This window comes from Alterinioella sp. B-7 (assembly GCF_056857775.1).
In genome coordinates, this window is the sequence record NZ_JBSXNT010000024.1 from 67,911 (window position 1) to 94,851 (window position 26,941).

Annotated in this window: 22 protein-coding genes; 8 read left to right on the forward strand and 14 right to left on the reverse strand. The window is 66.1% G+C overall.

Annotation, left to right across the window (positions count from 1 at the left end; all coding sequences use genetic code 11):
* Positions 1–39: 39 nt before the first annotated feature.
* From dut to AC13C7_RS05100, 5 genes are all read left to right on the forward strand, one after another.
* Entirely contained in the window at positions 40–504 is a 465-nt protein-coding gene (gene dut, locus AC13C7_RS05080) for a dUTP diphosphatase (protein WP_482866799.1), read from the forward strand.
* Positions 504–1,553: a HesA/MoeB/ThiF family protein gene (locus AC13C7_RS05085; protein WP_482866800.1), complete on the forward strand. Its 1,050-nt coding sequence runs from the start codon at positions 504–506 to the stop codon at positions 1,551–1,553. Before dut ends, AC13C7_RS05085 begins: the two co-directional genes overlap by 1 nt.
* Before the next feature lie 63 nt (positions 1,554–1,616).
* The gene (locus AC13C7_RS05090) at positions 1,617–2,408 is read left to right on the forward strand and encodes a transporter substrate-binding domain-containing protein (RefSeq protein WP_482866801.1); all 792 of its coding nucleotides are present in this window, start codon (positions 1,617–1,619) and stop codon (positions 2,406–2,408) included.
* Positions 2,409–2,481: 73 nt separating this feature from the next.
* Positions 2,482–3,276 (forward strand): amino acid ABC transporter permease, encoded by a 795-nt coding sequence (locus AC13C7_RS05095; RefSeq protein WP_172319602.1) that lies wholly within the window; start codon positions 2,482–2,484, stop codon positions 3,274–3,276.
* 166 nt (positions 3,277–3,442) lie between these two features.
* On the forward strand, positions 3,443–5,464 hold the full coding sequence (locus tag AC13C7_RS05100; RefSeq protein WP_482866802.1) for a M3 family metallopeptidase: 2,022 nt from the start codon (positions 3,443–3,445) through the stop codon (positions 5,462–5,464).
* A gap of 27 nt (positions 5,465–5,491) precedes the next feature.
* On the opposite strand, the gene AC13C7_RS05105 is transcribed toward AC13C7_RS05100, so the two are convergent.
* A complete protein-coding gene (locus tag AC13C7_RS05105; RefSeq protein WP_172319604.1) occupies positions 5,492–5,998 on the reverse strand; it encodes an SH3 domain-containing protein in 507 nt (168 codons plus the stop codon).
* Between the two features lie 144 nt (positions 5,999–6,142).
* Between AC13C7_RS05105 and AC13C7_RS05110 the strand changes: the two genes are divergently transcribed.
* Together AC13C7_RS05110 and AC13C7_RS05115 are read left to right on the forward strand one after the other, a co-directional pair.
* Complete coding sequence (locus AC13C7_RS05110) at positions 6,143–7,129, forward strand: 2-hydroxyacid dehydrogenase (RefSeq protein ID WP_172319605.1); 987 nt, start codon at positions 6,143–6,145, stop codon at positions 7,127–7,129.
* Positions 7,130–7,412: 283 nt separating this feature from the next.
* Complete coding sequence (locus tag AC13C7_RS05115; RefSeq protein ID WP_482866803.1) at positions 7,413–9,917, forward strand: GcvT family protein; 2,505 nt, start codon at positions 7,413–7,415, stop codon at positions 9,915–9,917.
* An 86-nt stretch (positions 9,918–10,003) separates the two neighbouring features.
* Here AC13C7_RS05115 and AC13C7_RS05120 read toward each other — a convergent pair whose 3' ends face one another.
* The 13 genes from AC13C7_RS05120 to xdhA all read right to left on the reverse strand — a co-directional run bounded on the left by AC13C7_RS05120 (position 10,004) and on the right by xdhA (position 23,145).
* The gene (locus AC13C7_RS05120; RefSeq protein WP_482866804.1) at positions 10,004–10,588 is read right to left on the reverse strand and encodes a DUF937 domain-containing protein; all 585 of its coding nucleotides are present in this window, start codon (positions 10,586–10,588) and stop codon (positions 10,004–10,006) included.
* Between the two features lie 80 nt (positions 10,589–10,668).
* Positions 10,669–11,319 carry a DUF938 domain-containing protein gene (locus AC13C7_RS05125; protein ID WP_482866805.1) on the reverse strand — a complete coding sequence of 217 codons (651 nt, stop codon included), beginning with the start codon at positions 11,317–11,319 and terminating at the stop codon, positions 10,669–10,671.
* Positions 11,316–12,398: an NAD(P)/FAD-dependent oxidoreductase gene (locus tag AC13C7_RS05130; RefSeq protein ID WP_482866806.1), complete on the reverse strand. Its 1,083-nt coding sequence runs from the start codon at positions 12,396–12,398 to the stop codon at positions 11,316–11,318. Before AC13C7_RS05130 ends, AC13C7_RS05125 begins: the two co-directional genes overlap by 4 nt.
* 18 nt (positions 12,399–12,416) lie before the next feature.
* Positions 12,417–12,548 (reverse strand): hypothetical protein, encoded by a 132-nt coding sequence (locus AC13C7_RS05135; RefSeq protein ID WP_482866807.1) that lies wholly within the window; start codon positions 12,546–12,548, stop codon positions 12,417–12,419.
* A gap of 71 nt (positions 12,549–12,619) precedes the next feature.
* Positions 12,620–12,832 carry a hypothetical protein gene (locus AC13C7_RS05140; RefSeq protein WP_482866808.1) on the reverse strand — a complete coding sequence of 71 codons (213 nt, stop codon included), beginning with the start codon at positions 12,830–12,832 and terminating at the stop codon, positions 12,620–12,622.
* 136 nt (positions 12,833–12,968) lie between these two features.
* Entirely contained in the window at positions 12,969–14,048 is a 1,080-nt protein-coding gene (locus AC13C7_RS05145; RefSeq protein WP_482866809.1) for a BMP family ABC transporter substrate-binding protein, read from the reverse strand.
* Complete coding sequence (locus tag AC13C7_RS05150; protein ID WP_482866810.1) at positions 14,045–14,809, reverse strand: ion transporter; 765 nt, start codon at positions 14,807–14,809, stop codon at positions 14,045–14,047. The genes AC13C7_RS05145 and AC13C7_RS05150 overlap by 4 nt, the downstream gene beginning before the upstream one ends.
* Before the next feature lie 8 nt (positions 14,810–14,817).
* A complete protein-coding gene (locus AC13C7_RS05155) occupies positions 14,818–15,741 on the reverse strand; it encodes an ABC transporter permease (protein ID WP_172319861.1) in 924 nt (307 codons plus the stop codon).
* Positions 15,741–16,826 carry an ABC transporter permease gene (locus tag AC13C7_RS05160; RefSeq protein WP_446117763.1) on the reverse strand — a complete coding sequence of 362 codons (1,086 nt, stop codon included), beginning with the start codon at positions 16,824–16,826 and terminating at the stop codon, positions 15,741–15,743. Before AC13C7_RS05160 ends, AC13C7_RS05155 begins: the two co-directional genes overlap by 1 nt.
* Entirely contained in the window at positions 16,813–18,354 is a 1,542-nt protein-coding gene (locus AC13C7_RS05165) for an ABC transporter ATP-binding protein (protein ID WP_172319615.1), read from the reverse strand. Before AC13C7_RS05165 ends, AC13C7_RS05160 begins: the two co-directional genes overlap by 14 nt.
* Entirely contained in the window at positions 18,351–19,328 is a 978-nt protein-coding gene (gene xdhC / locus AC13C7_RS05170; RefSeq protein ID WP_482866811.1) for a xanthine dehydrogenase accessory protein XdhC, read from the reverse strand. The genes AC13C7_RS05165 and xdhC overlap by 4 nt, the downstream gene beginning before the upstream one ends.
* Positions 19,325–21,760 (reverse strand): xanthine dehydrogenase molybdopterin binding subunit, encoded by a 2,436-nt coding sequence (xdhB, locus tag AC13C7_RS05175; RefSeq protein ID WP_482866812.1) that lies wholly within the window; start codon positions 21,758–21,760, stop codon positions 19,325–19,327. Before xdhB ends, xdhC begins: the two co-directional genes overlap by 4 nt.
* Entirely contained in the window at positions 21,757–23,145 is a 1,389-nt protein-coding gene (xdhA, locus tag AC13C7_RS05180; protein WP_482866813.1) for a xanthine dehydrogenase small subunit, read from the reverse strand. Before xdhA ends, xdhB begins: the two co-directional genes overlap by 4 nt.
* Positions 23,146–23,454: 309 nt before the next feature.
* On the opposite strand from xdhA, the gene dnaE reads away from it, so the two are divergent.
* Positions 23,455–26,898, forward strand: coding sequence for a DNA polymerase III subunit alpha (gene dnaE / locus AC13C7_RS05185; RefSeq protein WP_482866814.1), 3,444 nt, complete (start codon positions 23,455–23,457; stop codon positions 26,896–26,898).
* Positions 26,899–26,941 lie beyond the last annotated feature (43 nt).

Consider the following 26,941-nt stretch of genomic DNA (forward strand, 5'->3'; position numbering starts at 1 on the left):
GGGATTTTGAGTATTTTGGCCAAGAAGATGGGAGGGGCGATGCGCGTCGAAATCCGGGTCATGCGGGAAGATTGGGCCGATGCGCGCGTGGCGTTGCCCGCCTATGCGACGCCGGGCGCGGCGGGGGCCGACCTGCGGGCGAATTTCGCGGAAAGTGATCGGGACGGGATCGTGCTGGCCCCGATGGCGCGGGCGATTGTGCCGACCGGGCTGCGGGTCGAGATCCCCGAAGGCTACGAGATGCAGATCAGGCCGCGCTCGGGCCTGGCGCTGAAACAGGGTCTTTCGCTGCCCAACACGCCCGGCACCATCGACAGCGACTACCGGGGGCCGCTTGGGGTGCTGATGATCAACCTCGGGGCTGAGCCCGTGCATATCGCCCATGGCACCCGCATCGCGCAGGCCGTGATCGCGCCGGTGGTGCGGGCGGGGTTCGACCTGGTCGACGCCTTGACCGACAGCGACCGGGGCGGCGGCGGTTTCGGCTCCACCGGGGTGGGCTGATGGGGTGGGTTCTGCTGATCGCGGGCGGTCTCTGGGCGCTTGGCTGGTGGATGGGAACGCCGGTGCGGGCGCGGCTGATCCTGCTCGGGCTGCTGTTCCTGGGCGTTCTGGCGATCCATGTCGCCCTGCCGGACGGGCATCCCTTGCGCCTGGCCCTGGGCGACAGCGCCGGTCCCTGGCTGGTGCTGGCGGGGCTGGTCGGGCTGGTGCTGGCCTATCGCCAGGTTCTCGGACGGCTGCGCGCGCGTGCCGGTGAGGCCGAGGAGGCCCGCGCCGACGAGGCGCCGCAACCGGGCCCCTTCAGTGACGCCGAGCTTGAGCGCTACGCCCGCCACATCACCCTGCGCGAGATCGGCGGCACCGGGCAGCGGCGTCTGAAGCAGGCCAAGGTGCTGGTGGTGGGGGCAGGCGGCCTTGGCTCGCCCGCCTTGTTCTACCTTGCGGCGGCCGGGGTGGGCCGGATCGGGGTCATCGACCATGACGTGGTGGACCTCTCGAACCTGCAACGCCAGATCATCCACACCGACGCGGCGCAGGACATGCCGAAGGTGTTTTCCGCGGCCGAGCGTGTCGCGGCCCTCAACCCGCATGTCGACCTCAGGCCCTACAACCGGGAACTGACCGAAGACATCGCGCAGGAGCTTTTCGCCGAGTATGACCTCATCCTCGACGGCACCGACCATTACGCGATCCGCGAGTTGATCAACCGCGCCGCCGTGGCGACCGGAACGCCCGTCGTGTCCGGGGCCATCGCCGCCTGGGAGGGGCAGGTGACGATCTTCGACCCTGCGCACGGCGCGCCCTGCATGGCCTGCGTCTTTCCCAAGCCCCCCGCGCCAGGACAGGCGGCAACCTGTTCCGAGACCGGCGTGATCGGCGCTTTGCCAGGCATCATCGGCTCGCTCATGGCCGCCGAGGCGATCAAGCATATCGCGCAGGCGGGTGAACCGCTGAAGGGCCGGATGCTGATCTATGATGCGCTCTACGCCGAAACGCGCGTCATCACCGTCAAGCGCGACCCCGGCTGCCCGGTCTGCGGCGCGGGCTGACCCCCTTGCGCGGGCGGGGAACCGCGCCATACTGCGGGGATAACAGACAGGGAGATCACGAAAATGAACCGCCTAGTTGCTGCCGCGCTGGCCTTTGCCGCGCTGGCCCCGACCCTTGCCCTGGCCGATGGCCACCTGCCCGATCTCGACGGGCGCGAGATCGTCATCGCCACCGAGAACGCCTATCCGCCGCTGCAATTCGTGGATCCCGTCACTGGCGACCCCGTGGGATGGGAATATGACGCGATGGAGATCATCGCCGCGCGCCTCAATGCCGACATCACCTATGAGACGATCTCCTGGGATGCGATGATCGCCGCCGTTGCCGAGGGCCAGTTCGACATGGGCATGACCGGCATCACCATCCGCGAGGACCGCGCCGAGATGGTCGATTTCTCGGACAGTTACATGACCAGCCAGATGCGGATGCTGGTGCGCGCCGATGAGGACCGGTTTTCCGACGCGCAGGGCTTTGCCTCGGATGACGATTTCCTGATGGGCAGCCAGGCCGGCACCACGCCCTTCTATGTCGGCGTCTACGAGGTTCTGGACGGCGACGAGGCCAACCCGCGCATCGTCCTGTTCGAGACCTTCGGGGCCGCCGTGCAGGCACTTTTGACGGAAGATGTCGATATGGTGCTGACCGATTCGACCGGCGGCGAGGGCTATGTGCGGGCCAATCCCGACGACCTCCGGATTGTCGGAGACCCTCTGGGAACCGAGGAGTTCGGCTTCATCTTCCCGCCGGGATCGGACCTGGTCGGCCCGATCAATGCCGCGATCGCCTCGATGCGCGAGGATGGCACGCTGGATGCGCTGAACCAGCACTGGTTCGTCGAGTATGAGTTCGAATAACCTGCAACGATAACGTGTTTGCGGCCCGGCCACCCCTGCGAGTGGCCGGGCTTTCGCATGGAGGGCGACGATCATGGCGGCATCCGCGCCGGACAAGGATTTCCCCTGGTGGCTGCTGGCGGTGGTGGCCCTTGGCGGCTTTGCCTATTGGCAGATCCTGTCGGACGACCTCTATACCCAGGTTCTGTCCACGCTGAGGCGCGGGATCGTGACGACGGTTTTCGTGACGCTGGTGGGCTTTGCGCTGGCCGCCGCGCTTGGGCTCCTGCTGGCGCTGGCGGCGCTGTCGCGGTCTCTGATCCTGCGCCAGGTCTCGCGCTTCTATGTCGAGATCATCCGCGGCATCCCGATCCTCGTTCTGCTGCTCTATGTCGCCTTCGTGCTGGCCCCGGCGCTGGTCGCGCTGTGGAACTGGGGCGCGGAAAGCGTCGGGGCCGACCCCATCCGCACCCGCGATTTCAACCTGCTCTGGCGGGCGATCCTGGCGCTGTCCATCGGCTATTCCGCCTTCCTGGCCGAGGTGTTCCGCGCCGGGTTGCAATCGGTGGACGCGGGCCAGATCGAGGCCGCCGAGGCGCTTGGACTGAACCGCTGGAACCGGTTTCGCCATATCGTCTTTCCGCAGGCGATCCGCACCATCCTGCCGCCCCTGGGCAATGATTTCGTGGCGATGGTCAAGGATAGCAGCCTGGTCTCGGTTCTGGGTGTGCTGGACATCACGCAACTGGGCAAGGTCACGGCGGCGGGCAACTTCCGCTATTTCGAGACCTATAACGTGGTCGCCCTGATCTACCTGACGATGACCATCACCCTGTCGCTGGTCCTGCGCCGGTTCGAGAAACGGATGCGGCAGAGGCCGGACGGGTAGGGGCGTGCCAGGGCTTGTGGGTGCGGTGCCTGTGGCTTGGGTCGGATTTTGAGTATTTGGACCAAGAAGATGGGGGCAGGCGCGCGTTAACCTTAATCGGGGGTTAGCGGGGCATGGCGGTTGCGGATGTGAAGGTCTATCTAGGCGCCAACAGAGGAGATCGTATATGACCAACCCGCTCTTGCAGGACTGGACCACGCCGTTCGGTCTGCCGCCCTTCGATGGGATCGAGGACACCGATTTCGGACCCGCGCTGGAGGCGGCCCTGGCGGAAGGGCGGCGCAATATCGCCGCGATTGCGGAGGATCCCGAGGCGCCCACATTCGCCAATACGCTCGAGGCGCTGGAGTGTGCCGACCGGCTTCTGGATCGGGTCGCGGGCGTGTTCTATAACCTCGCCGGGGCCGATGCGACCCCGGCCCGCGAGGCGTTGCAGCGCGAGATGGCGCCGAAGCTGGCGGCCTATTCCTCCGAGATCACCAATAATCGCGCCCTGTGGCGCCGGATCGAGACGCTCTGGCAGAGCCGCGAGGCGCTCGGCCTGACCGAGGAGCAGGCCCGGGTGCTGATGCTGACCCGCCGGTCTTTCCTGCGCGCGGGCGCGGCGCTGGAAGGTGAGGATCGCGCGCGGCTGACCGAGGTGAAGGCGCGGCTGGCGGTGCTTGGCACGCAGTTCACCCAGAACCTGCTGGCCGAGGAACGCGGCTGGTTCATGGAGCTGGCCGAGGGCGATCTCGAGGGCCTGCCCGGTTTCGTCGTCGATGCGGCGCGGGCGGCAGGCAGGGAAAAGGGCGCGGCGGGGCCGGTGATCACGCTGTCGCGCTCGCTGATTGTGCCGTTCCTGCAATTCAGCCCCCGCCGGGACTTGCGCGAGAAGGCGCAGAAGGCATGGGCGGCCCGCGGGGCCAATGGCGGCGACACAGACAACCGCGCCATCGCGGCGGAGATACTGGCCTTGCGCCAGGAGCGGGCGCAGCTTCTGGGGTATGAGAGTTTCGCCACCTACAAGCTGGAAACCGAGATGGCAAAGACGCCGGGCAATGTCCGCGAGTTGCTGATGCAGGTCTGGGAACCGGCCCGCGCGCAGGTCGAACGGGATGCCGGGATCCTCACCGGAATGATGCGTGAAGACGGGATCAACGGCGACCTCGCGCCCTGGGACTGGCGCTACTACGCGCAAGCAAGGCGCAAGGTCGAGCACGATCTGGATGAGGCGGAGCTCAAGCCCTATTTCCAACTCGAGCGCATGATCGCGGCGGCCTTCGATTGCGCAAGCCGCCTCTTCGGGTTGGACTTCACGCCGCTCGATGTGCCCCTCTATCACCCGGATGTCCGCGCCTGGGAGGTGACGCGGGAGGGCCGCCACATGGCCGTCTTCCTCGGCGATTATTTCGCGCGCGGCTCGAAGCGCTCGGGCGCGTGGTGTTCGGCGATGCGGTCGCAGTCGAAGCTGGATGGCGAGACCCGGCCCATCGTGGTCAATGTCTGCAATTTCGCCAAGGGCGACCCGGCGCTCCTGTCGCATGACGATGCGCGCACGCTGTTCCATGAATTCGGCCACGCGCTGCACCAGATGCTGTCGGATGTGACCTATCAATCCATTTCCGGCACCTCGGTGGCGCGCGATTTCGTCGAATTGCCGAGCCAGCTCTATGAACACTGGCTGGACGTGCCGGAGGTGCTGGAGAAACACGCGCTGCATGTCGAGACCGGCCAGCCAATGCCGCGCGACCTGTTGCAGCGGCTGTTGGCCGCGCAGACCTATGACATGGGGTTTCAGACCGTGGAGTTCATCGCCTCGGCGCTGGTCGATCTCGATTTTCACGACGGCCCCGCACCCGCCGATCCGATGGCGGCCGAGGCCGAGACGCTTGCCCGGATCAAGATGCCCGATGCCATCGTCATGCGCCACGCGACGCCGCATTTCGCACATGTGTTTTCAGGCGACGGCTATTCCTCGGGCTATTACAGCTACATGTGGTCCGAGGTGATGGATGCCGACGCCTACCGGGCCTTCGAGGAGGCGGGCGATCCGTTCGATGCGGACACGGCGGCCAGGCTGGAACGCTTCATCCTGTCGGCGGGCGGCAGCGCCGAGGCCGATGCGCTCTACACCGCGTTCCGGGGGCGGATGCCGGGGGTCGGGGCGCTGCTGGACGGGCGCGGGCTCAGCGCGGACAGCCCGTAGGGGCTGGAGACGCGGCGCGGGGCGCGGTCAGTCGAATTCCTCGCCCGGATCGACGCCCCAGAGCGTCGTGATCGGCACCCATCCGCTATGCCCGCCCACGTCCAGTCGGCACCAGTCGTCGGCGCACTCCTCGACAAAGGCGATGACGCCAAGCTCGGCCTGCGCGCGCACCGGGGAGTCGGGGTCGGGACGCTGGCGCAATTCCAGCATGTCGACCTCGACAATCGCCGTGCGCACGCCCGAAAGCAGCGAGTAATGCATCCAGCCGCCAGCCCCGTCGCGGTCGATCACGCGCCGCCAATTGCCATATTCGGCGACGATCTGCATCGGGATGTTGCGGCGCTGGAATACCCAGTCGATGCGGTGACTGCGCGACGGTCCGCGCCGGGCATGGGCCTCGGGGGCCCGGATCGAGACGTAGCGCGGCAGGGGAAAGCCGGTGACGGGTCCGACGGCCTGATCCTGCGCCGGAACCGGGTCCGCGCCAAGTGACAGTGCCAAAGCCAGGACGAGGCCCGCCCAGATGCGTTTCATGTGGTTGTCTGCCCGTCTCATGGGCCGCGTTTGTTGCGGCCTCGTTGGTGTTTTTGTCGCGCCCGCGCGGCGATGCCTTGCGGCGCGGGCGCGGATAAGAGAGTGTCACGGAAAGGGCAGCAAAGCCAGCAAAGGATGCATGTGATGCCAGGTCAGAAGCTGAGTGTTGTCGTAACGCGACGGTTGCCCGAAGCCGTTGAAACCCGGATGTCGGAACTCTTCGATGTCGAGTTGCGCAGCGACGACACCCCGATGAGCCGCGATGAACTGGTCGCCGCGACGCGTCGGGCCGATATCCTTGTTCCTTGCGTGACCGATACGATCGACGCAGGGCTTCTGGGCCAGGCGGGCGAAAAGCTGAAACTGATCGCCAATTACGGCGCTGGCGTGGATCATATCGACGTGCACACCGCCCGCCAGCGCGGCATCCTGGTCTCGAACACGCCGGGCGTGGTGACGGAAGACACCGCCGACATGACCATGGCGCTGCTGCTGGCCGTCACCCGCCGCATCCCCGAGGGGCTGGCCACGATGCAGGCGGGCCGCTGGACCGGATGGGCCCCCACGGCCTTCATGGGCGGGCGCATCGGCGGCAAGCGTCTGGGCATCCTCGGCATGGGCCGGATCGGGCAGGCCGTCGCCCGCCGCGCCGCGGTTTTCGGGATGCAGGTGCATTACCACAACCGCCGCCGCTTGCATGAGGATATCGAGGCCGAGTTGGAGGCGACCTATTGGGAAAGCCTCGACCAGATGATCGCGCGCGTCGATGTGCTGTCGATCAACTGCCCGCATACGCCGTCGACCTTCCACCTGATGAACGCGCGGCGGCTGAAGCTGATGAAGCCCTCGGCGGTCATCGTGAACACCTCGCGCGGTGAGGTCATCGACGAGAACGCCCTCACGCGGATGCTGCGCGCGGGCGAGATCGCGGGGGCTGGCTTGGATGTGTTCGAACACGGCAAGGACGTGAACCCGCGCCTGCGTGAGTTGGAAAATGTGGTGCTGCTGCCGCATATGGGCTCGGCCACGGTCGAGGGCCGGGTCGAGATGGGCGAGAAGGTTCTGATCAACATCAAGACTTTCGCCGATGGGCACAGGCCGCCCGATCTGGTCGTGCCGAATATGCTGTGACGAAGAAAATTCACGAATTTTCTTCAGGTCCCGAAATTCGTGAAGGAAGAATTTCGGGACCGTGACGCGCCTCCTCCTCCTCCCCCTCCTCATTGCCTTCGCCTGCCTCCTCGCCGGTCTGGGGTCCGCCGCACGCGGGCGCATGCGAAAAGCTGACAAACCTGTCAGGAATTTCTGACACCCGCGTCGGAAATGTGCGCTATCAGGTCGGGTCAACCTGTCACCCCGGCGCGAATTTCGCCAGATTGGCCGCAACAAATCAGACGCGCGGAGTCCGTTCCCCATGAAAACCCAGGTCAAAGCCCTTGTCGTCGGCGGCGGTGCCGTCGGAACCTCCATCGCCTATCACCTGGCCAAGGCCGGTTGGGAGGATGTGATGCTGCTGGAACGCGATGAGCTGACCTCCGGCTCGACCTGGCACGCGGCGGGCCTCCTGCCGCTTTTCAACATGAGCTTCGCCACCACCCATATCCACAAATACTCGGTCGATTTCTACAAATCGCTGGAGGCGGAAACCGGCCTCAACGCGGGCTTCGCCGTGGTAGGCAACCTTCGCATGGCGCAGACCGATGCGCGGATGGATGAATACATGCTCTACGCCTCGACCGCCGAAACCTGCGAGGTGCCGTATCAGTGGCTGACCCCCGACGAGATCAAGCAGCGTTGGCCCCTGATCAATACGGAAGACCTGAAAGGCGCGCTCTATCACCACACGGACGGCTACATCAACCCCGCCGATGTGACCCAGGCCATGGCCAAGGGTGCCCGCCAGCGCGGCGTCGCGATCGAGCGCAAATGGCAGGCCGATGCCTTCCACTGGACCGGCGAGGCCTGGGAGGTGACTTGCACGAAAATGGTGGAGAAGGGCGGCAACCTGGTGCCCTCCGACGAGCAGATCGTGATCACCGCCGAACACGTCGTGACCGCCAGCGGCAACCACGCGCAGAGCACGGCGAAGAAGCTCGGCATCAAGATCCCCGCGATTCCGGTCGAGCACCAGTTCATCGTCATGGACAAGGATCCGGCGCTGGTCGAGTACCGCCAGCAAGGCGGCAAGGAACACCCCGTCATCCGCGACGCCGACGCGCAATCCTACGTGCGCGAGGAGCGCGGCGGCTGGATTCTCGGCGTCTATGAGAAAAATGCTCCGGCGGTCTTTGAACATGGCGTCCCCGACAGCTTCCGCGCCGACCTCTTCCCGCTCGACCTGGAGCGGATCGAAGACCAATACATGGCGATGATCCACCGCATCCCGTCCTGTGAGGAAAGCGGCCTCAAGGACGATTTCAACGGCCCGATCTGCTACACGCCCGACGGCAACCCGCTGGTCGGCCCCGCGCCCGGCCTGCGCAACATGTGGCTGGCGGAGGGGTTCTCCTTCGGCATCACGGCGGCGGGTGGAACGGGCTATTACCTGGCGCAGATGATGGTCGATGGCGAGGCCGAGATCGACATGGCCTCGCTCGACCCCAAGCGCTACAGCCAAAGCTGGATGACCACCGAGTTCGCCGCCCGCAAGAACGAGGAATGCTACGACCACGTCTACATCCTGCACCACCCCGATGAGGAACGCCCCGCCTGCCGCCCCCTGCGCACCGCCCCCGCCTATGACCGCCAGAAAGCGCGCGGCGCGCAGTTCGGCTTCGTCAACGGGTGGGAACGGCCCAACTATTACGGGCCCCTCGATGCGCCCGAGACGTTCGACCACGACGCGCGGTCCTTCCGGCGCGGCGATTGGTGGCAATACGCGGTCGACGAGGCGAAAGCGATCCGCGAAGGTGTGGGCCTGATCGACGCGACCGCCTTCACCAAGCATGTCGTCAAGGGGCCGGGGGCCACGCGGTTCCTCGACTGGTTCACCTGCAACAAGCTGCCCAAGGTGGGGCGGATCAACCTGACCTACGCCCTGACCGCGCATGGCACGACGCGCACCGAATACACCATCGTGCGCAATGGCGAGGACAGCTATTACCTCGTCTCCGCCGGGGCCTGGACGGAATATGACGCCGATTTCCTGCGCAAGGCAGCCGCCGACAAGATGGGCGAGTTCGGCTATATCGAGATCCAGGATGTCACCACGCAATGGGGCGTCTTCGCCATTGCCGGTCCCAAATCGCGCGATGTGCTGCGCGAGGTGGTCAAGGATGCCGACCCCGACACGGTGCTGTCAAACAAGCGCTTCCCGTGGCTCTCGGCCCGCAAGATCGAGCTTGGCATGTGCCCCGTCAACGCCATCCGCGTCGCCTATACCGGCGAGTTGGGGTGGGAGTTGCACCATCCGATCGAGATGCAGAACTACCTCTTTGACCTGCTGGAGACCGCGGGCGCGAAGCATGGCATGAAGCTGGTCGGCGCGCGGGCGCAGAACTGGCTCAGGCAGGAGAAGAGCTACCGCGCCTTCGGCAATGAGCTTGGCCGCGACGCGACCCCGCTCGAGGCCGACCTGCCGCGCTTCGTCGATATGGACAAGGACTATCACGGCAAGCAGGCGATGCTGGACACGGGCGTGCGCGCCAAATGCGTGACACTGCTGATCGACGGGCCGGAGGATGCCGACCCCTGGGGCCGCGAGGCGCTATATGACGGCGACACCAAGGTGGGTCGGCTGACCTCGGGCGGCTATTCCGTCGCTTTCGGCAAATCCATCGGCATGGGCTATGTCCGCCCCGATCTGGCAGAGCCCGGAACTCGGCTGAAGGTCAAGATGTTCGACCGGCTCTGGGAGGCCGAGATCGCGCAGGACAGCCCCTATGACCCGACCAACGCGGCGATCCGCAAGGACGGATAACCCCTTTCATTTTGCGAAAAATACCTCGGGGAGCGCGAGGGGCAGCGCCCCTCGCATCGGTCGGCGCGCGTAGCGCGTCGATACTTCTACCGGATAAACCGCCCCAAGATGTCATCCAGCGCCGATCCGTCGCCATCGGCGTCCAGCATCCGTGACAACGCGTTCGCGCCGCCCCCACCGCCGCCGCCGAGCAATCCGCCGACAAGCCCGATCAGCCCGCCACCCTGATCCTCGGTCTCCATCGCGTCGATCGAGCTGTCGGGCACCTGGCGCTGCAAGCCGCCCTGCACCATTGCGGCAAGGGCAGGCAGGAATTGCTGCACGGTGCCGCTATCGACGCCCGCGCGTGTCGCGGCTTCACTGGCCAATTCGTCGGCCTGATCGCGGCCGCCAAGCAGCGCGGACAGGAAATCGCGTCCCTGTTCGCGCCCCTCCTCGCTGGCCGCAAGTGCGGCGTCGTCGAAATTCCGTGCCTGCGCCTCGCCGCGCAGCGCGCCGAGCAGATCGGCCATGCCGCCCGATTGCACCCGCCTGTTGGCTGCCGAGCCGATGGCCGGGGCCAGCATGCCCGTCAACTGGTTGGCCTGATCGCGGTCGATCCCCAGTTGCTCGGCCAGCTGGTCGATGCCTTGCCCGCCCTGGGCCTGTTGCAACAAACGAAGAATGGACATGAATGACCCCCCGGTCGGTTTCCAAAATCCGCCTCAGATCAGCATGTTTGGGGGCCCCTTGGGAAGGAAAACCTTGGCGGTCAGCCGCCCCGATCCGCCTGGCGTGCGATCAGCATCAGGTTGTTGGCGGGCATCTCCTGGGCGGTGACGACCAGCGGAGACAGCCTGTCAACGACCCAGGCGAGGTCCTTGTAACCGATCTGCGCGTCCTGCGCCTGAAGGCTGGCGTGAAACTGCGCGTCGCCCGCGCTGGTGGTCGCGCCGTCGCGCAGGAACGGACCGTAGAGGAAACCCGCGCCGCCGTGGGCCAGCGCGCGGGCGATCTCGGACAGCAAGGTCTCGGCCTCGCGCTTGGAGATCAGGTGCAGCAGGTTGACAGCCAGGATCATCTCGACGGGACCGTGATCCTCGGCCCATCCGGGTCTTGTGGCATCCATGTAGATCGGGGCGCGAAGGGTTTCCGGCCCCTCGGCCCGCGCCCAAGCCGCGATCGAGGCAAGCCGGGTCTCGTCAATATCACTGGGCTGCCAGTCGAGGCCCGGAAAGGCACGGGCAAAGGCCACGGCATGTTCGCCGGTTCCCGCCGCGATCTCCAGCGCGCGTCCCTCGCGGGGGGCATGGCTCAGCAGGACATCGAGGATCGGCCCCATATTGCGCGCCGTTGCGGGCGCGCGCAGGCGGCCATCCTCCTCTGCATCGGGTCGGTCGGGGTGGATGGGCGCGCGGGTCATGCGAAGCGCGCGGGGCTGAGGGCGGCGACGATCCCGGCGGGGAGTTCGGGCCTGCGGTCCGCGATCAGGTCCGCGATCAACTGGCTGGCTGCGGGCGCGGTCTGGAACCCATAGCCGCCCTGCGCCGCAACCCAGATGAAATCACCGGCGTCCACGGCAGGACCAAGCACCAGCGTCCGGTCGGGCGCGAAACTGCGCAGGCCCGCCCAGGAGGTCTCGACCCGCGTTACCTCTTCGGTGACATAGGGCTGATAGCGGGCGATCCCCTCGGCCAGCACCATGTCATCGGCCCAGGCATCGTGGGGCGTTTCCACCGGGTCTTCCTCGGCAGGGGAAACCAGCCACTTGCCCGCGTCGGGCTTGGCATACCAGGTCTCGCCCGCGCCGATCAGCATCGGCCAGCCGCCGACATCATGGCCGCCAGGGGCAGGCAGGCGCGCCATCGAGCGGCGCAGCGGCGTAATGCCGATGGGGGCGACGCCCGCCATGCTGGCGATGTGATCGGCCCAAGCACCGCCCGCATTGACCAGGATGCGGGAGCTGTAGCTGTCCGATGCGGTATCGACCTGCCAGCCGGAGCCACCCCGCGCGATGCCGGTGACCCGCGCCTTCGTCGTGATCACCGCGCCATTGCCCCGTGCCTCGCGCGCGAAATTCTGCACCATCAGGTCGGTGTCGATGTCCCAGGCGCTGGCGTGATAGGCGGCCCCCGTGAGGTAGGCCGTATCCAGGATTGGCACCATCGCCCGCGCGTCCGCAAGGCTCATCGGCGTCAGGTCCATCGCCTTGATGTCGGCCTCAAGGCCCGCCTCTTCGCCCGGTCCCGCCAGGAACATCAGCCCGCGTGGGGACAGCACGCCGCCATTGGCCCCCTGCAGATACGCGGCCGAGGCGCGGTTGAGGGCCACGGTCGGAGCGTTGCCATAGGAGGGCTCGAACAGCGCCGCCGACCGGCCCGAAGCGTGATAGGCCAGCGCCTCCTCGCCCTCCAGCACCTGGACCGAGCCGAGATGAGACAGCCGCGCGGCGGTCGAGATGCCCGCGATGCCGCCGCCGATGATGAGGAAATCCGTGCTCATGCGCGAAGGCATGGCATGTCAGAAGCGGACGGGCAAGGCGAGGGGGCCGCGAAAGGTGAAGCCGTGCCATCTGACGGCGCCTGCGTCGATCAGCGCCATGTCGGGAAAGCGATCCAGTAGCGCGGGCAGCAGCACCTCGGCCACGCTCATCCGCGACATTCCCCGCCGACAGGCCGGGGGCCAGCGCGCCGTCCTTGCGCATCATCGTGGTGGCCTGGAAGCTACGGTCGGCGGGGGTGGTGGTGTCCTCGGCTCGCGAAGAGGTCGGGGCTTTCCTTGATGTGGCGCAGGTCGGCGGCTCGGGTGATGAAGACCCGGCCCGTCGCGGGGATATGCGCGACGGGCGCCTCATGCCTCAACCGCGTGCAGATCGCCTGCGGGTCGCGGTAGAGATCGGCAATGGTGACGTCGTCGAAACGGGGTATCCGGCTCATCGCCGGTTCCATTGTGTCTGACCGACCCCGGCATGAATCGAGGCGCGGCGAGGAGCTGAAGGCGAGGAGCAGCGTCGAAACGAAAAGAGGCCCGCCGGGTCAGGGCGGGCCTCTCGCTGTCTCTGTGCTGCCGGGCTTAGTTCGGCACGTCGCCGGTCATGCCCTCGACATAGAAATCCATGCCCAGGAGGGTGCCGTCATCGGCGGTTTCGCCCTCGGCCAGCCAGACCGAGCCGTCCTGCCGGTTGATCGGGCCGGTGAAGGGGTGGTAGCTGCCATCCTCGATGCTGTCGGCCAGTACCTGCGCCGAGGCGCGCACCTCTTCGGGGATCGCGTCGGATATTTCGCCGATTTCCACCATGCCGCTGTCGATGCCGCCCCAGACATCGCTGCTTTCCCAGGTGCCATCCATCACCGCCTGCACCCGCTCGATGTAATAGGGGGCCCAGTTGTCGATGATCGAGGAGACGCGCGGCGTCGGCGCGAACTGCCCCATGTCGGAGGCCTGCCCGAAGCCGATGGCGCCCGCCTCGGCCAACACGGTCATCGGTGCGGTCGAATCCGTGTGCTGCAAGATCACGTCGGCACCCTGGTCGATCAGCGCCTGCGCGGCCTCGGCCTCGACCGCCGGATCGAACCAGGTATAGGCCCAGATCACGCGGAACTCGACATCCGGGTTCACTTCGGCCGCGTGCAGATAGGCCGAGTTGATGCCCCGGATCACCTCGGGGATCGGGTAGGAGCCGATATAGCCGATGACGTTGCTTTCCGTCATGTTCCCCGCGATATGGCCCATCACGGCGCGGCCCTCATAGAAGCGCGCGGCATAGGTCGAGACGTTGGGCGAATTGCGCAGATAGCCGGTGGCGTGCTCGAACATCACGTCCGGGAACCGGGCCGCGACGTTGTTGGTGGGCTCCATGTAGCCGAACGAGGTGGTAAAGATCAGGTCGGCCCCCGACAGCGCCATCTGCGTCATCACGCGTTCGGCGTCGGCGCCTTCCGGCACGTTCTCGACATAGGTGGTCTCGACCGCGTCGCCGAAATACTCCTCGACCGCGAGGCGGCCCTGGTCATGCTCATAGGTCCAGCCCAGATCGCCGATCGAGCCGACATAGACAAAGCCGACCTGAAGCGGCTCGTCCTGCGCCATCGCGCCGCCCGCCAGGCCAAGCGCAAGCGCCGCCCCGGCGAGGAGTGTTGTGGTTGTCTTCATGTGACATCTCCCTTGTTGTCATCGTTGTCTTCATGCGTTTCCGAAAGCTCCAGCCCTGCATCCTCCAGATCGGATTCGAGCAGGGCCGCCGTGATGATCGCCGCGGGACCGGCCACGATGCCGAGGCCCACGAAAAGAACCAGTGTTGTGAAAATCCGCCCTCCCACTGTCAGCGGAACCATGTCCCCATAGCCGACAGTGGTCAAGGATGCGACGGCCCACCAGAGCGCCATGGGGATCGAGGAAAAGACCTCGGGTTGTGCCTGGTGTTCGAAAATGTAGATGCCCACGGCGGCGACATAGAGCACCATCGCCGCCATCACGCCCAGGACCGTCAATTCGCCGCGCACCGAGCGTACAGCCCGGCGCATCCGGTTCAGCGCCAGCGAGGTGCGGAACAGTTTCAGCAGACGCACCAGGCGGATCAGCCGGAACACCCGGACCGAGGCCCATTGCGGTTGCAGCAAGACCAGTGCGGGCAGCACGGCCAGCAGGTCGACCAGCCCCCAGAAACTGAAGATGTAGCGCCAGGGCCGGGGCGCACAGATCACGCGGACCATATATTCGACCGCGAAGATCGCCAGGATCGCGACCTCCAGCCAGAAGAGGGCGGATCGCAGCGGGGCGGGCAGGCCCGGCATGGTCTCGACCGCGATCGTGGCGGCCGACAAGAGGATCAACCCGTTCAGCGCCAGCGCCACGGATTTGCCAAAGCGCGGCCCGGTTCCATCCAGGATGTGCAGGACATCGCTGCGGGTCATGGTCTCTCCTAGCCGGTTGCATGGAACACCTTGCCGAGGGATGCGGGCGCATTCAATGCGGCACGATTGCGGTCGGAGGACATGATGACCAGCACCAGGATGGTGACGACATAGGGCGACATCGACAGGTATTCGACCGGAATGTCGAAGCCTGCCGCCTGTAGCCGCAGTTGCAGCGCCGTGATGCCGCCGAAGAGGTAGGCGCCAATCAGGGCGCGCCAGGGCTTCCAGCTGGCGAAGACCACGATGGCCAGCGCGATCCATCCCGCGCCCGCCGTCATGCCCTCGGTCCATTGCGGCACCCGCACCAGGCTGAGATAGGCCCCGCCGAGCCCCGCGCAGGCCCCGCCGAACATGATCGCCAGAACCCGGATCCGCACCACCTTGTAGCCAAGCGCATGGGCGGCATCGTGGCTTTCACCGACGGCGCGGATGATCAGGCCCACGCGGCTGTATTTCAGCGTCGCCCAGACAGCGGCGACCAGAGCCACCGACAGGTAGACGATGGCGTCATGCGAAAAGAGGATGGGCCCGAGCACTGGCATGTCGCTGAGGCCGGGGATGTCCAGCGAGGGCGTCACCGGCGGCGAGATGCCCGAGTAGCTGACCCCGATCAGGGCAGAAAGGCCGAGCCCGAAAAGGGTCAGCGCCAGCCCCGTCGCCACCTGGTTGGACAAGAGGTATTGCGTGAGGAAGGCGAAGACCAGCGACAGCGCCGCGCCACCCCCTGCCGCGGCGATAAAGCCGAGCGTGGGTGAGCCGCTATCGACCGCGATGGCAAACCCGCAGATCGCGCCGGTGATCATCATGCCCTCGACGCCCAGGTTGAGGACGCCCGCCTTTTCCACGACCAGTTCGCCGATGGCGGCCAGCAGGATGGGCGTGGAGGCCACGATCAGCGCGGCGATGAGTGTGACCGGATCAATGCCCATCATGCCAGGCCCTCCCGCTTCAGTCTTATTCGGTAATTCGACAGCACGTCGACGGCCAGCAGGAAGAACAGGAGCATCCCCTGGAACGCCTGGATCGCCGGGGCGGGGATGGTCAGCATAAGCTGCGCAAGCTCCCCCCCGATATAGGTCAGTGCCATCAGGAGACCGGCCAGCAGGATGCCCACCGGGTGCAACCGGCCAAGGAAGGCCACGATGATCGCGGTGAAGCCGTAGCCGACGTTGAAGTCGATGCTGATTTGTCCCGCCGGCCCCGTCACCTCGAACACGCCCGCAAGACCCGCCAGCGCGCCCGAGGCCCCGAGGCAAAGCACGATCAGCCGGTTGGGACGGACGCCCGCGAACCGCGCCGCGCGCGGGGCCTGACCGGCCAGCTTGATCTGATAGCCCAGAATGTGCCGGTTGAGCAGGATATAGGCCATGATCACCGCGATGAAGGCGGCGACGACGCCCCAATGCATGCCCGTATTCGCAATCAGCTCGGGGTTGTTCATCGCCTCGATCTGGCTCAGGTTCCGGCTGCCCGGAAAGCCGCGCCCGTCGGGGTTGCGCAGCCAGCCCGTCGCGGCGGAGGCCAGGAACTTCTCGGCCACATAGACCAGCAGCAGCGAGACCAGGATTTCATTGGTGCGGAACCGGGTCTTGAGGATGGCGGGGATCATCGCCCAGGCCCATCCGCCCGCGGCCCCCGCGATGATCATGCCGGGAAAGACCAGCGGGTTCTCGGTCGGGTAGAAATAGAGCCCGAAAGCCGCCCCCGCCAGCGCGCCCATGATATATTGCCCCTCGGCCCCGATATTCCAGATACCGGCCCGAAACCCGAGCGCCAGCCCGATGGCAATGAGGATCAGCGGTGCCGCCTTCACCAGCAATTGCGGCCGCGCATAGGAGGCGAATTGCGCGTTGAAGAGCGGATCCCAGAAGATGATCCGAATGGCCTCGACCGGGTTCTTGCCAAGGGCCGCGAACATCAGCCCGCCCGCGATCATGGTCAGCACCACGGCCAGAACCGGCGTCGCCGCGATCCAGCCTTTCGACGGCTGCGGGCGTTTTTCAAGCACCAGCATGGAGTGCCTCCTTGTCTGCTTCGTGCATGTCATGCGCGCCGCCGAGCATCAGGCCGATGGTCTCCATCGTCAGGCCGGACGTGGCGCGCACATTGGACAGGCGGCCCTCGTTCAGAGCGGCGAAATTGTCCGAGACTTCCAGCAACTCATCGAGGTCCTGGGAAATCACGATCACGCCTGCGCCTTCCTGCGCCAGGTTCAGCAAAGCCTGCCGGATATCGGCGGCGGCCGAGGCATCGACGCCCCAGGTGGGCTGGTTGACGACCAGCACGGTGGGGCCTTGCAGCACCTCGCGCCCGGTGACGAATTTCTGCAGGTTGCCGCCCGACAGCGACCGCGCCGCGTTTTCCGGGCCGGGGGTGCGCACGTCGAAATCCCTGATGATCTCTTCGGCGTAGCTTCGGGTCTTGCCCCAGTTGATGAAACCGCTCCGGGCCAGCCCCTTGCGCCCCCGTGCGGTCAGCAGCGCGTTTTCCGTCAGGCTCATATCGGGGGCGGCGGCGTGGCCGAGCCGTTCCTCGGGCGCGCAGAGAAGGCCCCGCGCACGGCGCTCATTGGGGCCGAGCGCGCCGATCTTCTCGCCCTCCAGCGTGACCGATCCGGGTGCCGTCGTGGCCTCGCCCGACAGGGCCGCCAGCAACTCGTCCTGCCCGTTGCCCGCGACGCCGCCGATGCCCAGAACCTCGCCCTTGCGCAGCTCGATCCCGATATGGCGCAGCGGCGTGCCGAAGGGGCTGGCGGGCTCCACCGAGAGACCGGAGACCTTCAGGACCACCTCGCCATGCGTGACATCGCTGCGCCCCGGCTTGGCCAGCGACTTGCCGACCATCAGTTCGGCCATCTCGGCGGCGGATGTTTCGCGCGGCGTGCAGGTGCCGACGACCTTGCCAAGCCGCAGGATCGTGGCCTCGTCGCAGATCGCCCGGATCTCCTCCAGCTTGTGGCTGATATAGAGAATCGCGGTGCCCTCCTCGGACAGCTTGCGCAGGGTGTGGAAAAGAATCTCGACCTCTTGCGGGGTCAAGACGCTGGTCGGCTCGTCCATGATCAGCAGCTTGGGATCTTGCAACAGGCAGCGGATGATCTCGACCCGCTGGCGTTCGCCCGCGCTGAGGTCACCGACCAGACGGTCAGGGTCGAGCGGCAGGCCGTAAGCCTCGCTCACCTCGCGGATGCGGGCGGCAAGGGCGGCCTGTTTCGGCGGGTTTTCCATGCCAAGTGCGATGTTCTCGGCCACGTTCAGCGCCTCGAACAGGCTGAAATGCTGGAACACCATGGCCACGCCCGAGGCCCGCGCGGCGCGCGGCTCTGATGGCGTGAAAGGCGCGCCCTTGAAGCTCATCGACCCGCTGTCGGGGCGCACCAACCCGTAGATCATCTTGACCAGCGTGGATTTCCCCGCGCCGTTTTCGCCAAGCAGGGAATGCACCTCACCGGGCATGATCTGGAACGAGACGTCATCATTGGCGACGACGCCGGGATAGGCCTTGGTCAGCCCCTCGATCTTCAGAAGCGGCGTATCGCTCATGCGCCCGTCCCCTGATCCGCGTCTTGTGTCATGGTCATGTCCCCTGTTGCGCCGTCTTTCGCGGCGTGTGACGCGGCTCTTGCGCGTGTGAGTAAGTCGGCGGCGACGCCGACGGCAATCGCTTGCGGATGTTTGCCGAGGCCCGGATCGCCGATCGGGCAGGTAATGCGCGAAATATGGGCAGGTCCATGCCCCAGCTGCACAAGCCGGGTGCGGAACCGCGCCCATTTGGTGTCGGACCCGATCAGCCCCGCATAGGCGAAATCGCGCGATAGCAGGCGGTGGCAGATCTCCAGGTCCATCTCATGGCTGTAGGTCACGATCAGGTGCTCGGCGTGATCCGGTGCGTGGCGCACGGCATCGGCAGGCTTGACGGCGGGAAAATACGAGACGCCGGGTTCGCGGGTTGCGGGGTAACGCGAAGGCGAGGTGTCGACCCAGGTGATCCGCCAATCCGGCAACGGGGCCATGACCCCGACGATGGCCCGCCCGACATGGCCCGCGCCGTAGATCCAGAGGCTGTGCGCGGGTCTCAGTTCGGGCTCGATGAACCAGCCCTCCAGCACGGTCGGCCCGTCCAGCGCCCCGTCCTGCACCAGCCGCGCGACCGATTGCGGCATGTCGGCCGGATCGTCGTGTGGGTCGAGAGGGCGCGCATAGGGCAGCGGCATGGCGGTGTCGGCGATGTCGAAGCGCTCCATCAGCAATGTGACGGCCCCGCCGCAGCACTGGCCCAGTTCGGGGCCGAGCGGCAAAGTGACAAGCGCGCGGGGCTGCGCCTGTCTGCGGGCGCGGGTGGCGGCCTGAAACTCAAGCTCTCCCCCGCCGATCGTCCCCGATTGCCCGCCCGGCCAGACCAGCATCGACGCGCCGACCTCGCGCGGGGTCGAGCCGCGCACCCGCACAATGACCACCCGCATCACAGGCCCATGCGCATGGGTCGCCCGGGCAAGGGCTGAGCGGTCGAAACTCACCCGCGCGCCCTCGCAACGGCGGCCAGCACGGCCTCTGCGGTGGCGGGGGCCTGCAGGTCCGGGTAGTTCGGCCCGCAGGCGGAGACCGCATCGGCCAGGGCCGACCAGACGCTTATCCCCAGCATGAGGGGCGGCTCGCCCACGGCCTTGGAACGGTAGATCGTCTCGGCGGGGTTGGGCGCATCCCAGAGCGCCACGTTGAAGATGCGGGGCCGATCGGAACAGGCGGGGATCTTGTAGGTCGAAGGCGCGTGGGTGCGCAGGCGGCCCGTCTCGTCCCAGACCAGTTCCTCGGTGGTCAGCCAGCCCGCGCCCTGCACGAAACCGCCCTCGATCTGGCCGATATCAATCGCTGGATTCAGGCTGGAGCCCGCGTCATGCAGAATATCGGTGCGCAGGATGCGGTTCTCGCCGGTCAGGGTGTCGATCACGACCTCGGAACAGGCGGCCCCTTGCGCGAAGTAGAAGAACGGGCGGCCCCGCCCCGCGATCCGGTCCCATTCGATATCGGGGGTCTTGTAATACCCGGTCGCGGACAGGCTGACGCGGCCCATATAGACGCGATTGGCGGCCTCGGCGAAGGGGATCTCCTCGGCGCCCACATGCACCATGCCATCGGCAAAGCGCACCTGATGCGGTTTCACCTGGTGTTCGGTGGCGAGATATTCGGCCATGCGGTCGCGGATCGTGTCGCAGGCGGCCTTGACCGCCATCCCGTTCAGATCGGAACCCGAGGAGGCGGCAGTGGCCGAGGTGTTGGGCACCTTGCCGGTATCGGTCGCGGTGATCTTGACCATGTCGGGCGAGATGCCGAAGCGGTCGGCGGCAACCTGCGCGACCTTCTGGTTCAGCCCCTGGCCCATCTCGGTGCCGCCATGGTTCATATGGACCGAACCATCGGCATAGACATGGACCAGCGCGCCCGCCTGGTTGAGATGCGTCAGCGTGAAGGAAATCCCGAACTTGACCGGCGTCAGCGCGATGCCCTTCTTCAGCACCGGCTGGCCCGCGTTCCACTCGGCAATCGCCGCCTTGCGCGCGGCGTAGTCGCAATCCGTGGCCAGTTTCTCGGTCAGCCCGTTCAGCAGGAAATCGGTGACCTCCATGTGATAGGGGGTGGTCTGCGCGCCGCCTGCCATCGGCTCAGGCGAATGCGCCCCGCCAAAGCGTTTCGAGGCCCCGGTCCCGCTCGACAGCTTGTGCGCTGTCCCTGCCTTCTTTGTTCCGGAAATATCCTCGGGGGGGCCGGGGGGGGCAGACAGCCCCCCCTGCGCCACGCCTGCCCCAAACGCATCGTCGTAATAGTTGCGCTGCCGCACCTGCAACGGGTCCAGCCCAAGCGCGTGCGCGATATGGTCCATCACCCGCTCGATCCCCACAACGCCCTGCGGCCCGCCGAACCCGCGAAAGGCGGTGGCGCTCTGGGTGTGGGTGCGCAGCCGGTGCGAGGTGATCCGCGCGGCGGGCAGGTGATAGGCGTTGTCGGCATGCAGCATGGCGCGGTCGGCCACCGGCAGCGACAGGTCCAGCGCCCATCCGCAGCGGGTCATCTGGGTGAACTCGGCACCGGCTATGCGGCCCTCATCATTCACGCCGACGCGGTAATCAATCCGGAAATCATGCCGCTTGCCGGTGATCATGAAATCATCGTCCCGGTCATAGCGCATCTTGGCGGGCAGCCCGGTGCGATGCGCAATGAGGGCGCAGGCGATGGCCAGGTGGTTGCCCTGGCTCTCTTTGCCGCCGAAACCGCCGCCCATGCGCCGCGTTTCGACCCGGACGCCGTTCATCGGCAGGTGCAGGGCATGCGCCACCTTGTGCTGGATCTCGGTCGGGTGCTGCGTCGAGGAATGCACGATCATGTCGCCATTATCCTGCGGCATCACCATCGCGGCCTGACCTTCGAGGTAGAAATGCTCCTGCCCGCCCATCTCGATGCGGCCTTCGATGACATGCGCGGCACTGGAAATGGCCTGATCCACATCGCCCTTTTCATAGATGCGCGGGCCGTCCTCGAAACGGCTATTCGCTTCCATCGCGGCGTCGATGGTCAGCAGCGGTGTCGCCTCCTCATATTCGATCTTCGCCAGCGTCACCGCCCGGCGCGCGGCCAGGTGGCTGGTGGCGGCGACCAGGAAGACGGGCTGTCCGAGGTAGTGGATGGTGCCGTCCGACAGAAGCGGCTCATCCTCGGCGGAGGGCGAGCAATCGGGGATCTCGTCCAGATCGGACCCGGCGATGACCTGAACGACGCCCTGCGCGGACCGCACCGCGTCCAGGTCCATCGAGGTGATGCGCCCATGCGCGATCTGCGCCATCCCGAATGCCAGGTGCAGGCAGGTCGCGGGTGTCGGGATGTCGTCGACATAGCGCGCGCGGCCCGTAACATGCAGCGGCGCGGAATCGTGGGGCAGAGGGGTGCGCACGCTCATGCCGACACCTCCAGCACATTCGTGGCCACGCCCTGATCCTCGTGGAAATAGCGCATCAGCATGTTGGCAGCGGTAGTAAGGCGATAGGATGCCGAGGCGCGCATGTCGCTCATCGGGGTGAAGTCGTCGCCGTAGCGGGCCATCGCTCCGCGCACGGTGGCCTCGGTCCAGGGTCGGCCGATCAGGGCCGCCTCGACGTTTGTGGCGCGTTTCGGAATACCCGCCATGCCGCCATAGGCGATGCGGGCGGCGGTGACAGTGCCGTTTTCCACCGTGATGTTCAGGCATCCGCAGACGGCGGAAATATCCTGGTCAAACCGTTTCGACAGCTTGTAGCAGCGCAGCCGGTCGGTTTGGCGGGGGATGGAGACGGCCTCGACGAACTCACCCGTCTCGCGGTCCTGCTTGCCGTAATCGAGGAAGAACTCCTCCAGTGGCAGGCTCCGGCGGGCCTCGCCCTTGCGCAGGTGCAGCGTGGCCTCCAGCGCGATCAGGGCGGGCGGGCTGTCCCCGATGGGCGAGCCATTGGCGATATTGCCCCCCACGGTCGCGGCGTTGCGCACCTGGACCGAGGAAAACCGGCGCAGCATCTCGTGCAGGGAGGGGTGCAGGGGCGCGATGACGGGCATCATGTCGGTGAACGAGACCATCGCGCCGAAGCGGATCTCATCCTCCGTGGTGGTGATCTGCTTGAGGTCATCGCAGCCCGACAGGAACGCCACCGGATCGAGATGGCGCAGCGCCTTGGTCACCCAGAGCCCCACGTCGGTGGCCCCCGCGATCAGCGTCGCGTCGGGATTGGCCAGATACCACTGGGCCAACTCATCGGCAGAGGTCGGCGCGTAGGGCGGGTGGTTCTGCGGCGCCGCAGCGGGGTCACCCACCAGCCTTGCATCCTCCAACATCCATTCCGGCACTTCATGGCTCGCCGCCGCCTCAGCCGCGCGGATGATCGGCGCATAGCCGGTGCAGCGGCAGAGGTTGCCCGCCAGCACATCATCGTAATCCGTCGCACCCTTCAGATGCGCCACCGCCAGCGACGCCACGATCCCCGGCGTGCAGAAGCCGCATTGCGACCCGTGCAGATCGACCATCGCCTGTTGAATGGGGTGCATCCGGCCATCCGGGCCGCTGATGCCTTCCACCGTGCGCACCGCCTTGCCGTCGATCTGCGGCAGGAACAGGATGCAGCCATTCATCGCACGCGGGCCGTTCTCATCGGTGACGATGATCGTGCAGGCGCCGCAATCGCCCTCGTTGCAGCCTTCCTTGGTGCCGGTCAGGCCCATATCCTCGCGCAGCCAATCCAGGAGTGTGCGCGTCGGCGGGGGGGCCGGCACCTCGACAGGCTGGCCGTTCAGATGAAAACGCACCGTGTCAGTCATGACGTAACTCTTGGTCGCGATCTTGTCGGAGGATCGTTGTCCTCTATTGCGCGGCCCGAGGCGACGATAAGGCGCAGCGCCGTATTTCCCTGTTGCATGGGGCAGGAAAGCGGCTTTTGGGGCGTGTGGCAAGGGTGGATGCCCGACGGTATCGGGAAAGTCTTTCAACGATGCGGCGAAAATCTCTGTGGTTCGGCCCGCATCTGCACCATTGGCTGACCGCTCCTCGCCCCCGTTCCGGGCGCTCCTCGCCACTTCCCGGGTGGTTTTGCGTGGCGGCGCGATGCGGCCTGCGCTAGCCTCGCCCCCATGACCGATAGCCCCCGATTCATCCACCTGCGCACCCATACCGAATACTCGTTGCTGGAAGGCGCGATGCGGGTCAAGAAACTGCCCGCACAGGCCGCGGGTCTGGGTATGCCCGCGATTGCAGTCACCGATACCAACAACATGTTCGCGGCGCTGGAGTTTTCCGAGACCGCCGCCAAATCCGGCGTGCAGCCCATCATCGGCTGCCAGATGGACCTGGACTATGATCCGCCCGCCCCGGGCGAGAAACCGCGCCTGCCAGCGCCCATCGTGCTGCTGGCGCAGAACCAGGCGGGCTATTCCAACCTGATGAAGCTCAACTCCTGCCTCTACCTGCGCGGCGATGGCAGCGTGGCGCACATCACCGAGGCCGAGCTTTCTCTGCACAGCGAGGGGCTGATCTGCCTGACAGGGGGGCCGGACGGGCCGGTCGGGCGGTTCCTGCAGGGTGGCCAGCATCCAAAGGCCGAGGCGCTGATGGCGCGGCTCAAGGATATCTTCGCCGACCGGCTCTATGTCGAGTTGCAGCGCCACCCGTCCGATGGCGGCCTGCCCGAGGCCGAACGCGCCAGCGAACGCGGCTTTGTCGAGATGGCCTATGCGATGGAACTGCCGCTCGTTGCCACCAACGATGTCTATTTCCCCGAGGCCAGGATGTACGAGGCGCATGACGCGCTGATCTGCATCGCCGAGGGGGCCTATGTCGACCAGCAACAACCCCGCCGCCGCCTGACGCCGCAGCACTATTTCAAGTCGCCCGAGGAGATGGTCACGCTCTTCGCCGACCTGCCCGAGGCGCTGGAGAACACCGTCGAGATCGCCCGCCGCTGCGCCTTCCGCGCCCGCACGCACCCGCCGATCCTGCCGAAATTCGCCGATGACGAGGTCGAGGAGTTGCGCAGACAGGCCCGCGAGGGTCTGGAGAAGCGGCTCGCCGTCATCCCCCATGCCGCCCCGGTCGAGGATTACGAAAAGCGGCTGGAATTCGAGCTTGGCATCATCGAGAACATGGGCTTTCCCGGCTATTTCCTGATCGTGGCCGATTTCATCAAATGGGCCAAGGATCATGACATTCCGGTCGGGCCGGGGCGCGGTTCCGGTGCCGGGTCATTGGTTGCCTATGCGCTGACCATCACCGACCTTGACCCGCTGCGCTATCAGCTTCTGTTCGAACGCTTCCTGAACCCCGAACGCGTTTCGATGCCCGATTTCGACATCGACTTCTGCATGGACCGCCGCGAGGAGGTGATCCGCTACGTGCAGGAGAAATACGGCCGCGAAAAGGTGGGCCAGATCATCACTTTCGGCGCGCTCCTGTCCAAGGCCGCCGTGCGCGATGTGGGCCGCGTCTTGCAGATGCCGTTCGGGCAGGTCGATCGCCTGTCCAAGATGATCCCGGTCGAAGGCGTCAAGCCCGTCAGCATCGAAAAGGCGCTGGCCGATGAGCCGCGCCTGCGCGAGGAGGCCAAGAACGAGGAGGTGGTGGACCGCCTTCTGACCTATGGCCAGCAGGTCGAGGGGCTGCTCAGGAACGCCTCCACCCATGCCGCCGGGGTGGTGATCGGCGACCGGCCCCTGGATGAGCTTGTGCCGCTCTACCAAGATCCCCGCTCCGACATGCCGGCGACGCAGTTCAACATGAAATGGGTGGAGCCTGCCGGACTGGTCAAGTTCGATTTCCTGGGCCTCAAGACCCTGACCGTGATCCAGAACGCGCTGGACCTTCTGAAACCGCGCGGGGTGGAATTCGATATCGGCCTGATCCCGCTCGATGATCAGAAGACCTATGACCTTTACGCCAGCGCCAAGACGGTCGCCGTGTTCCAGGTGGAAAGCTCGGGCATGATGGACGCGCTGCGCCGCATGAAACCCACCTGCATCGAGGATATCGTGGCGCTGGTCGCGCTCTACCGGCCCGGCCCGATGGAGAACATCCCGACCTATTGCGAGGTCAAGAACGGCCTCAAGGACCGCGCCTCGATCCATCCGCTGATCGACGACATCCTGGAGGAAACGCAGGGCATCATCGTCTACCAGGAACAGGTGATGCAGATCGCGCAGGTGATGGCGGGATACTCCTTGGGCGGTGCCGACCTGCTGCGCCGCGCCATGGGCAAGAAGATCGCCGAGGAGATGGCCAAGGAACGCCCCAAGTTTGAGGCGGGCGCGATGGCGAACGGGGTCGACAAGCGCAAGGCCACCGAGGTGTTCGACCTGTTGGAGAAATTCGCCAATTACGGCTTCAACAAATCGCATGCCGCGGCCTACGCGGTGGTCAGCTACCAGACCGCCTACCTCAAGGCGAATTACCCGGTCGAGTTCATGGCCGCGGTGATGAATTGCGACATCCACCTGACCGACAAGCTGAGCGTCTACAAGCAGGAGGTCGACCGGCTGGAGATCGAGGTGATCCCGCCTTGCGTCAACCGCTCCGCCGCGATGTTCACGGTCAAGGATGGCTGCGTGGTCTATGCGCTTGGCGGCCTCAAGAATGTCGGCACCGACGCGATGCGCCTGATCGAGGAGGCGCGCGGCGACCAGGTCTTTTCCACCCTTTTCGATTTCGCCCGCCGGGTCGATCTGAAACGGGTCGGCAAGCGGTCGCTCGAAATGCTGGCGCGGTCCGGTGCCTTCGATGAGCTTGACCGCAACCGCCGCCGCGTCTTCGACAGCCTCGATGCGCTGGTGGCCTATTCCGCCGCGATCAACGAGCAGCGCAATTCCAACCAGGTCTCGCTGTTTGGCGAGGCCGGGGATGACCTGCCCGAACCGCGCCTGACCTCGCCTGCCGACTGGCTGCCCAATGAACGGCTGGCCGAGGAACACAAGGCGGTCGGCTTCTACCTGTCCGGTCATCCGCTGGACGACTATATGCCCGCCCTGAAACGGCGCAAATGCCTGACGCTGGAGGAGGTGCAGGCGCGCGCCGAGGGCGGGGCTTTCGTGACCAAGATGGCCGGGTCGGTGTCGTCACGCCAGGAACGCAAGAGCCAGCGCGGCAACCGTTTCGCCTTCGTCTCGCTGTCTGACCCCACGGGGCTTTACGAGGTCACGATGTTCTCGGACGTGCTGGAGGCAAGCCGCGAGCACCTGGATTCCGGCTCCAACGTGGTGCTGACGGTCGAGGCGACGTTTGAAGGCGATCAGCTGAAACTTCTGGCGCGCGGCGTGCAACCCATCGACGGCGCGGTGGCGGATGCGGGCGGCAGCGGCTTGCGCGTCTTCATCGAGGAACCCACGGCGGTGCCCGGTATCGCGGGACTCTTGGAACGCGCGAAGGGCGAGGCCAAGCTGAAGGGCCGCGGGCCGGTGCAGCTTTGCCTGCTGGATGCGGATCTGCCGGGTGAGGTGGAGGTGCTGCTCGGCGAGGATTTCCCGGTCAACCCGCAGATCAAGGGCGCGCTGAAGAGCCTGGAGGGCGTGGTGATGGTGGAGGAGGTTTAATTGAGAACCTATGAAAGATACGTATTCCAGTCTGGCACGTTCA

What these genes read in the sequence shown, in the direction of transcription:
- AC13C7_RS05135 (WP_482866807.1), bottom strand. Translation starts at nt 12,548, where the DNA reads ATGAGCGTGGCCGAGGTGCTGCTGCCCGCGCTACTGGATCGCTTTCCC.
- xdhB (WP_482866812.1), bottom strand. Translation starts at nt 21,760, where the DNA reads ATGAGCGTGCGCACCCCTCTGCCCCACGATTCCGCGCCGCTGCATGTT.
- AC13C7_RS05145 (WP_482866809.1), bottom strand. Translation starts at nt 14,048, where the DNA reads ATGAAGACAACCACAACACTCCTCGCCGGGGCGGCGCTTGCGCTTGGC.
- AC13C7_RS05095 (WP_172319602.1), top strand. Translation starts at nt 2,482, where the DNA reads ATGGCGGCATCCGCGCCGGACAAGGATTTCCCCTGGTGGCTGCTGGCG.
- xdhA (WP_482866813.1), bottom strand. Translation starts at nt 23,145, where the DNA reads ATGACTGACACGGTGCGTTTTCATCTGAACGGCCAGCCTGTCGAGGTG.
- dnaE (WP_482866814.1), top strand. Translation starts at nt 23,455, where the DNA reads ATGACCGATAGCCCCCGATTCATCCACCTGCGCACCCATACCGAATAC.
- AC13C7_RS05120 (WP_482866804.1), bottom strand. Translation starts at nt 10,588, where the DNA reads ATGTCCATTCTTCGTTTGTTGCAACAGGCCCAGGGCGGGCAAGGCATC.
- AC13C7_RS05115 (WP_482866803.1), top strand. Translation starts at nt 7,413, where the DNA reads ATGAAAACCCAGGTCAAAGCCCTTGTCGTCGGCGGCGGTGCCGTCGGA.
- AC13C7_RS05155 (WP_172319861.1), bottom strand. Translation starts at nt 15,741, where the DNA reads ATGGGCATTGATCCGGTCACACTCATCGCCGCGCTGATCGTGGCCTCC.
- AC13C7_RS05160 (WP_446117763.1), bottom strand. Translation starts at nt 16,826, where the DNA reads ATGCTGGTGCTTGAAAAACGCCCGCAGCCGTCGAAAGGCTGGATCGCG.
- AC13C7_RS05105 (WP_172319604.1), bottom strand. Translation starts at nt 5,998, where the DNA reads ATGAAACGCATCTGGGCGGGCCTCGTCCTGGCTTTGGCACTGTCACTT.
- AC13C7_RS05140 (WP_482866808.1), bottom strand. Translation starts at nt 12,832, where the DNA reads ATGAGCCGGATACCCCGTTTCGACGACGTCACCATTGCCGATCTCTAC.
- AC13C7_RS05130 (WP_482866806.1), bottom strand. Translation starts at nt 12,398, where the DNA reads ATGAGCACGGATTTCCTCATCATCGGCGGCGGCATCGCGGGCATCTCG.
- AC13C7_RS05085 (WP_482866800.1), top strand. Translation starts at nt 504, where the DNA reads ATGGGGTGGGTTCTGCTGATCGCGGGCGGTCTCTGGGCGCTTGGCTGG.
- AC13C7_RS05110 (WP_172319605.1), top strand. Translation starts at nt 6,143, where the DNA reads ATGCCAGGTCAGAAGCTGAGTGTTGTCGTAACGCGACGGTTGCCCGAA.
- AC13C7_RS05165 (WP_172319615.1), bottom strand. Translation starts at nt 18,354, where the DNA reads ATGAGCGATACGCCGCTTCTGAAGATCGAGGGGCTGACCAAGGCCTAT.
- AC13C7_RS05090 (WP_482866801.1), top strand. Translation starts at nt 1,617, where the DNA reads ATGAACCGCCTAGTTGCTGCCGCGCTGGCCTTTGCCGCGCTGGCCCCG.
- dut (WP_482866799.1), top strand. Translation starts at nt 40, where the DNA reads ATGCGCGTCGAAATCCGGGTCATGCGGGAAGATTGGGCCGATGCGCGC.
- AC13C7_RS05100 (WP_482866802.1), top strand. Translation starts at nt 3,443, where the DNA reads ATGACCAACCCGCTCTTGCAGGACTGGACCACGCCGTTCGGTCTGCCG.
- AC13C7_RS05150 (WP_482866810.1), bottom strand. Translation starts at nt 14,809, where the DNA reads ATGACCCGCAGCGATGTCCTGCACATCCTGGATGGAACCGGGCCGCGC.
- AC13C7_RS05125 (WP_482866805.1), bottom strand. Translation starts at nt 11,319, where the DNA reads ATGACCCGCGCGCCCATCCACCCCGACCGACCCGATGCAGAGGAGGAT.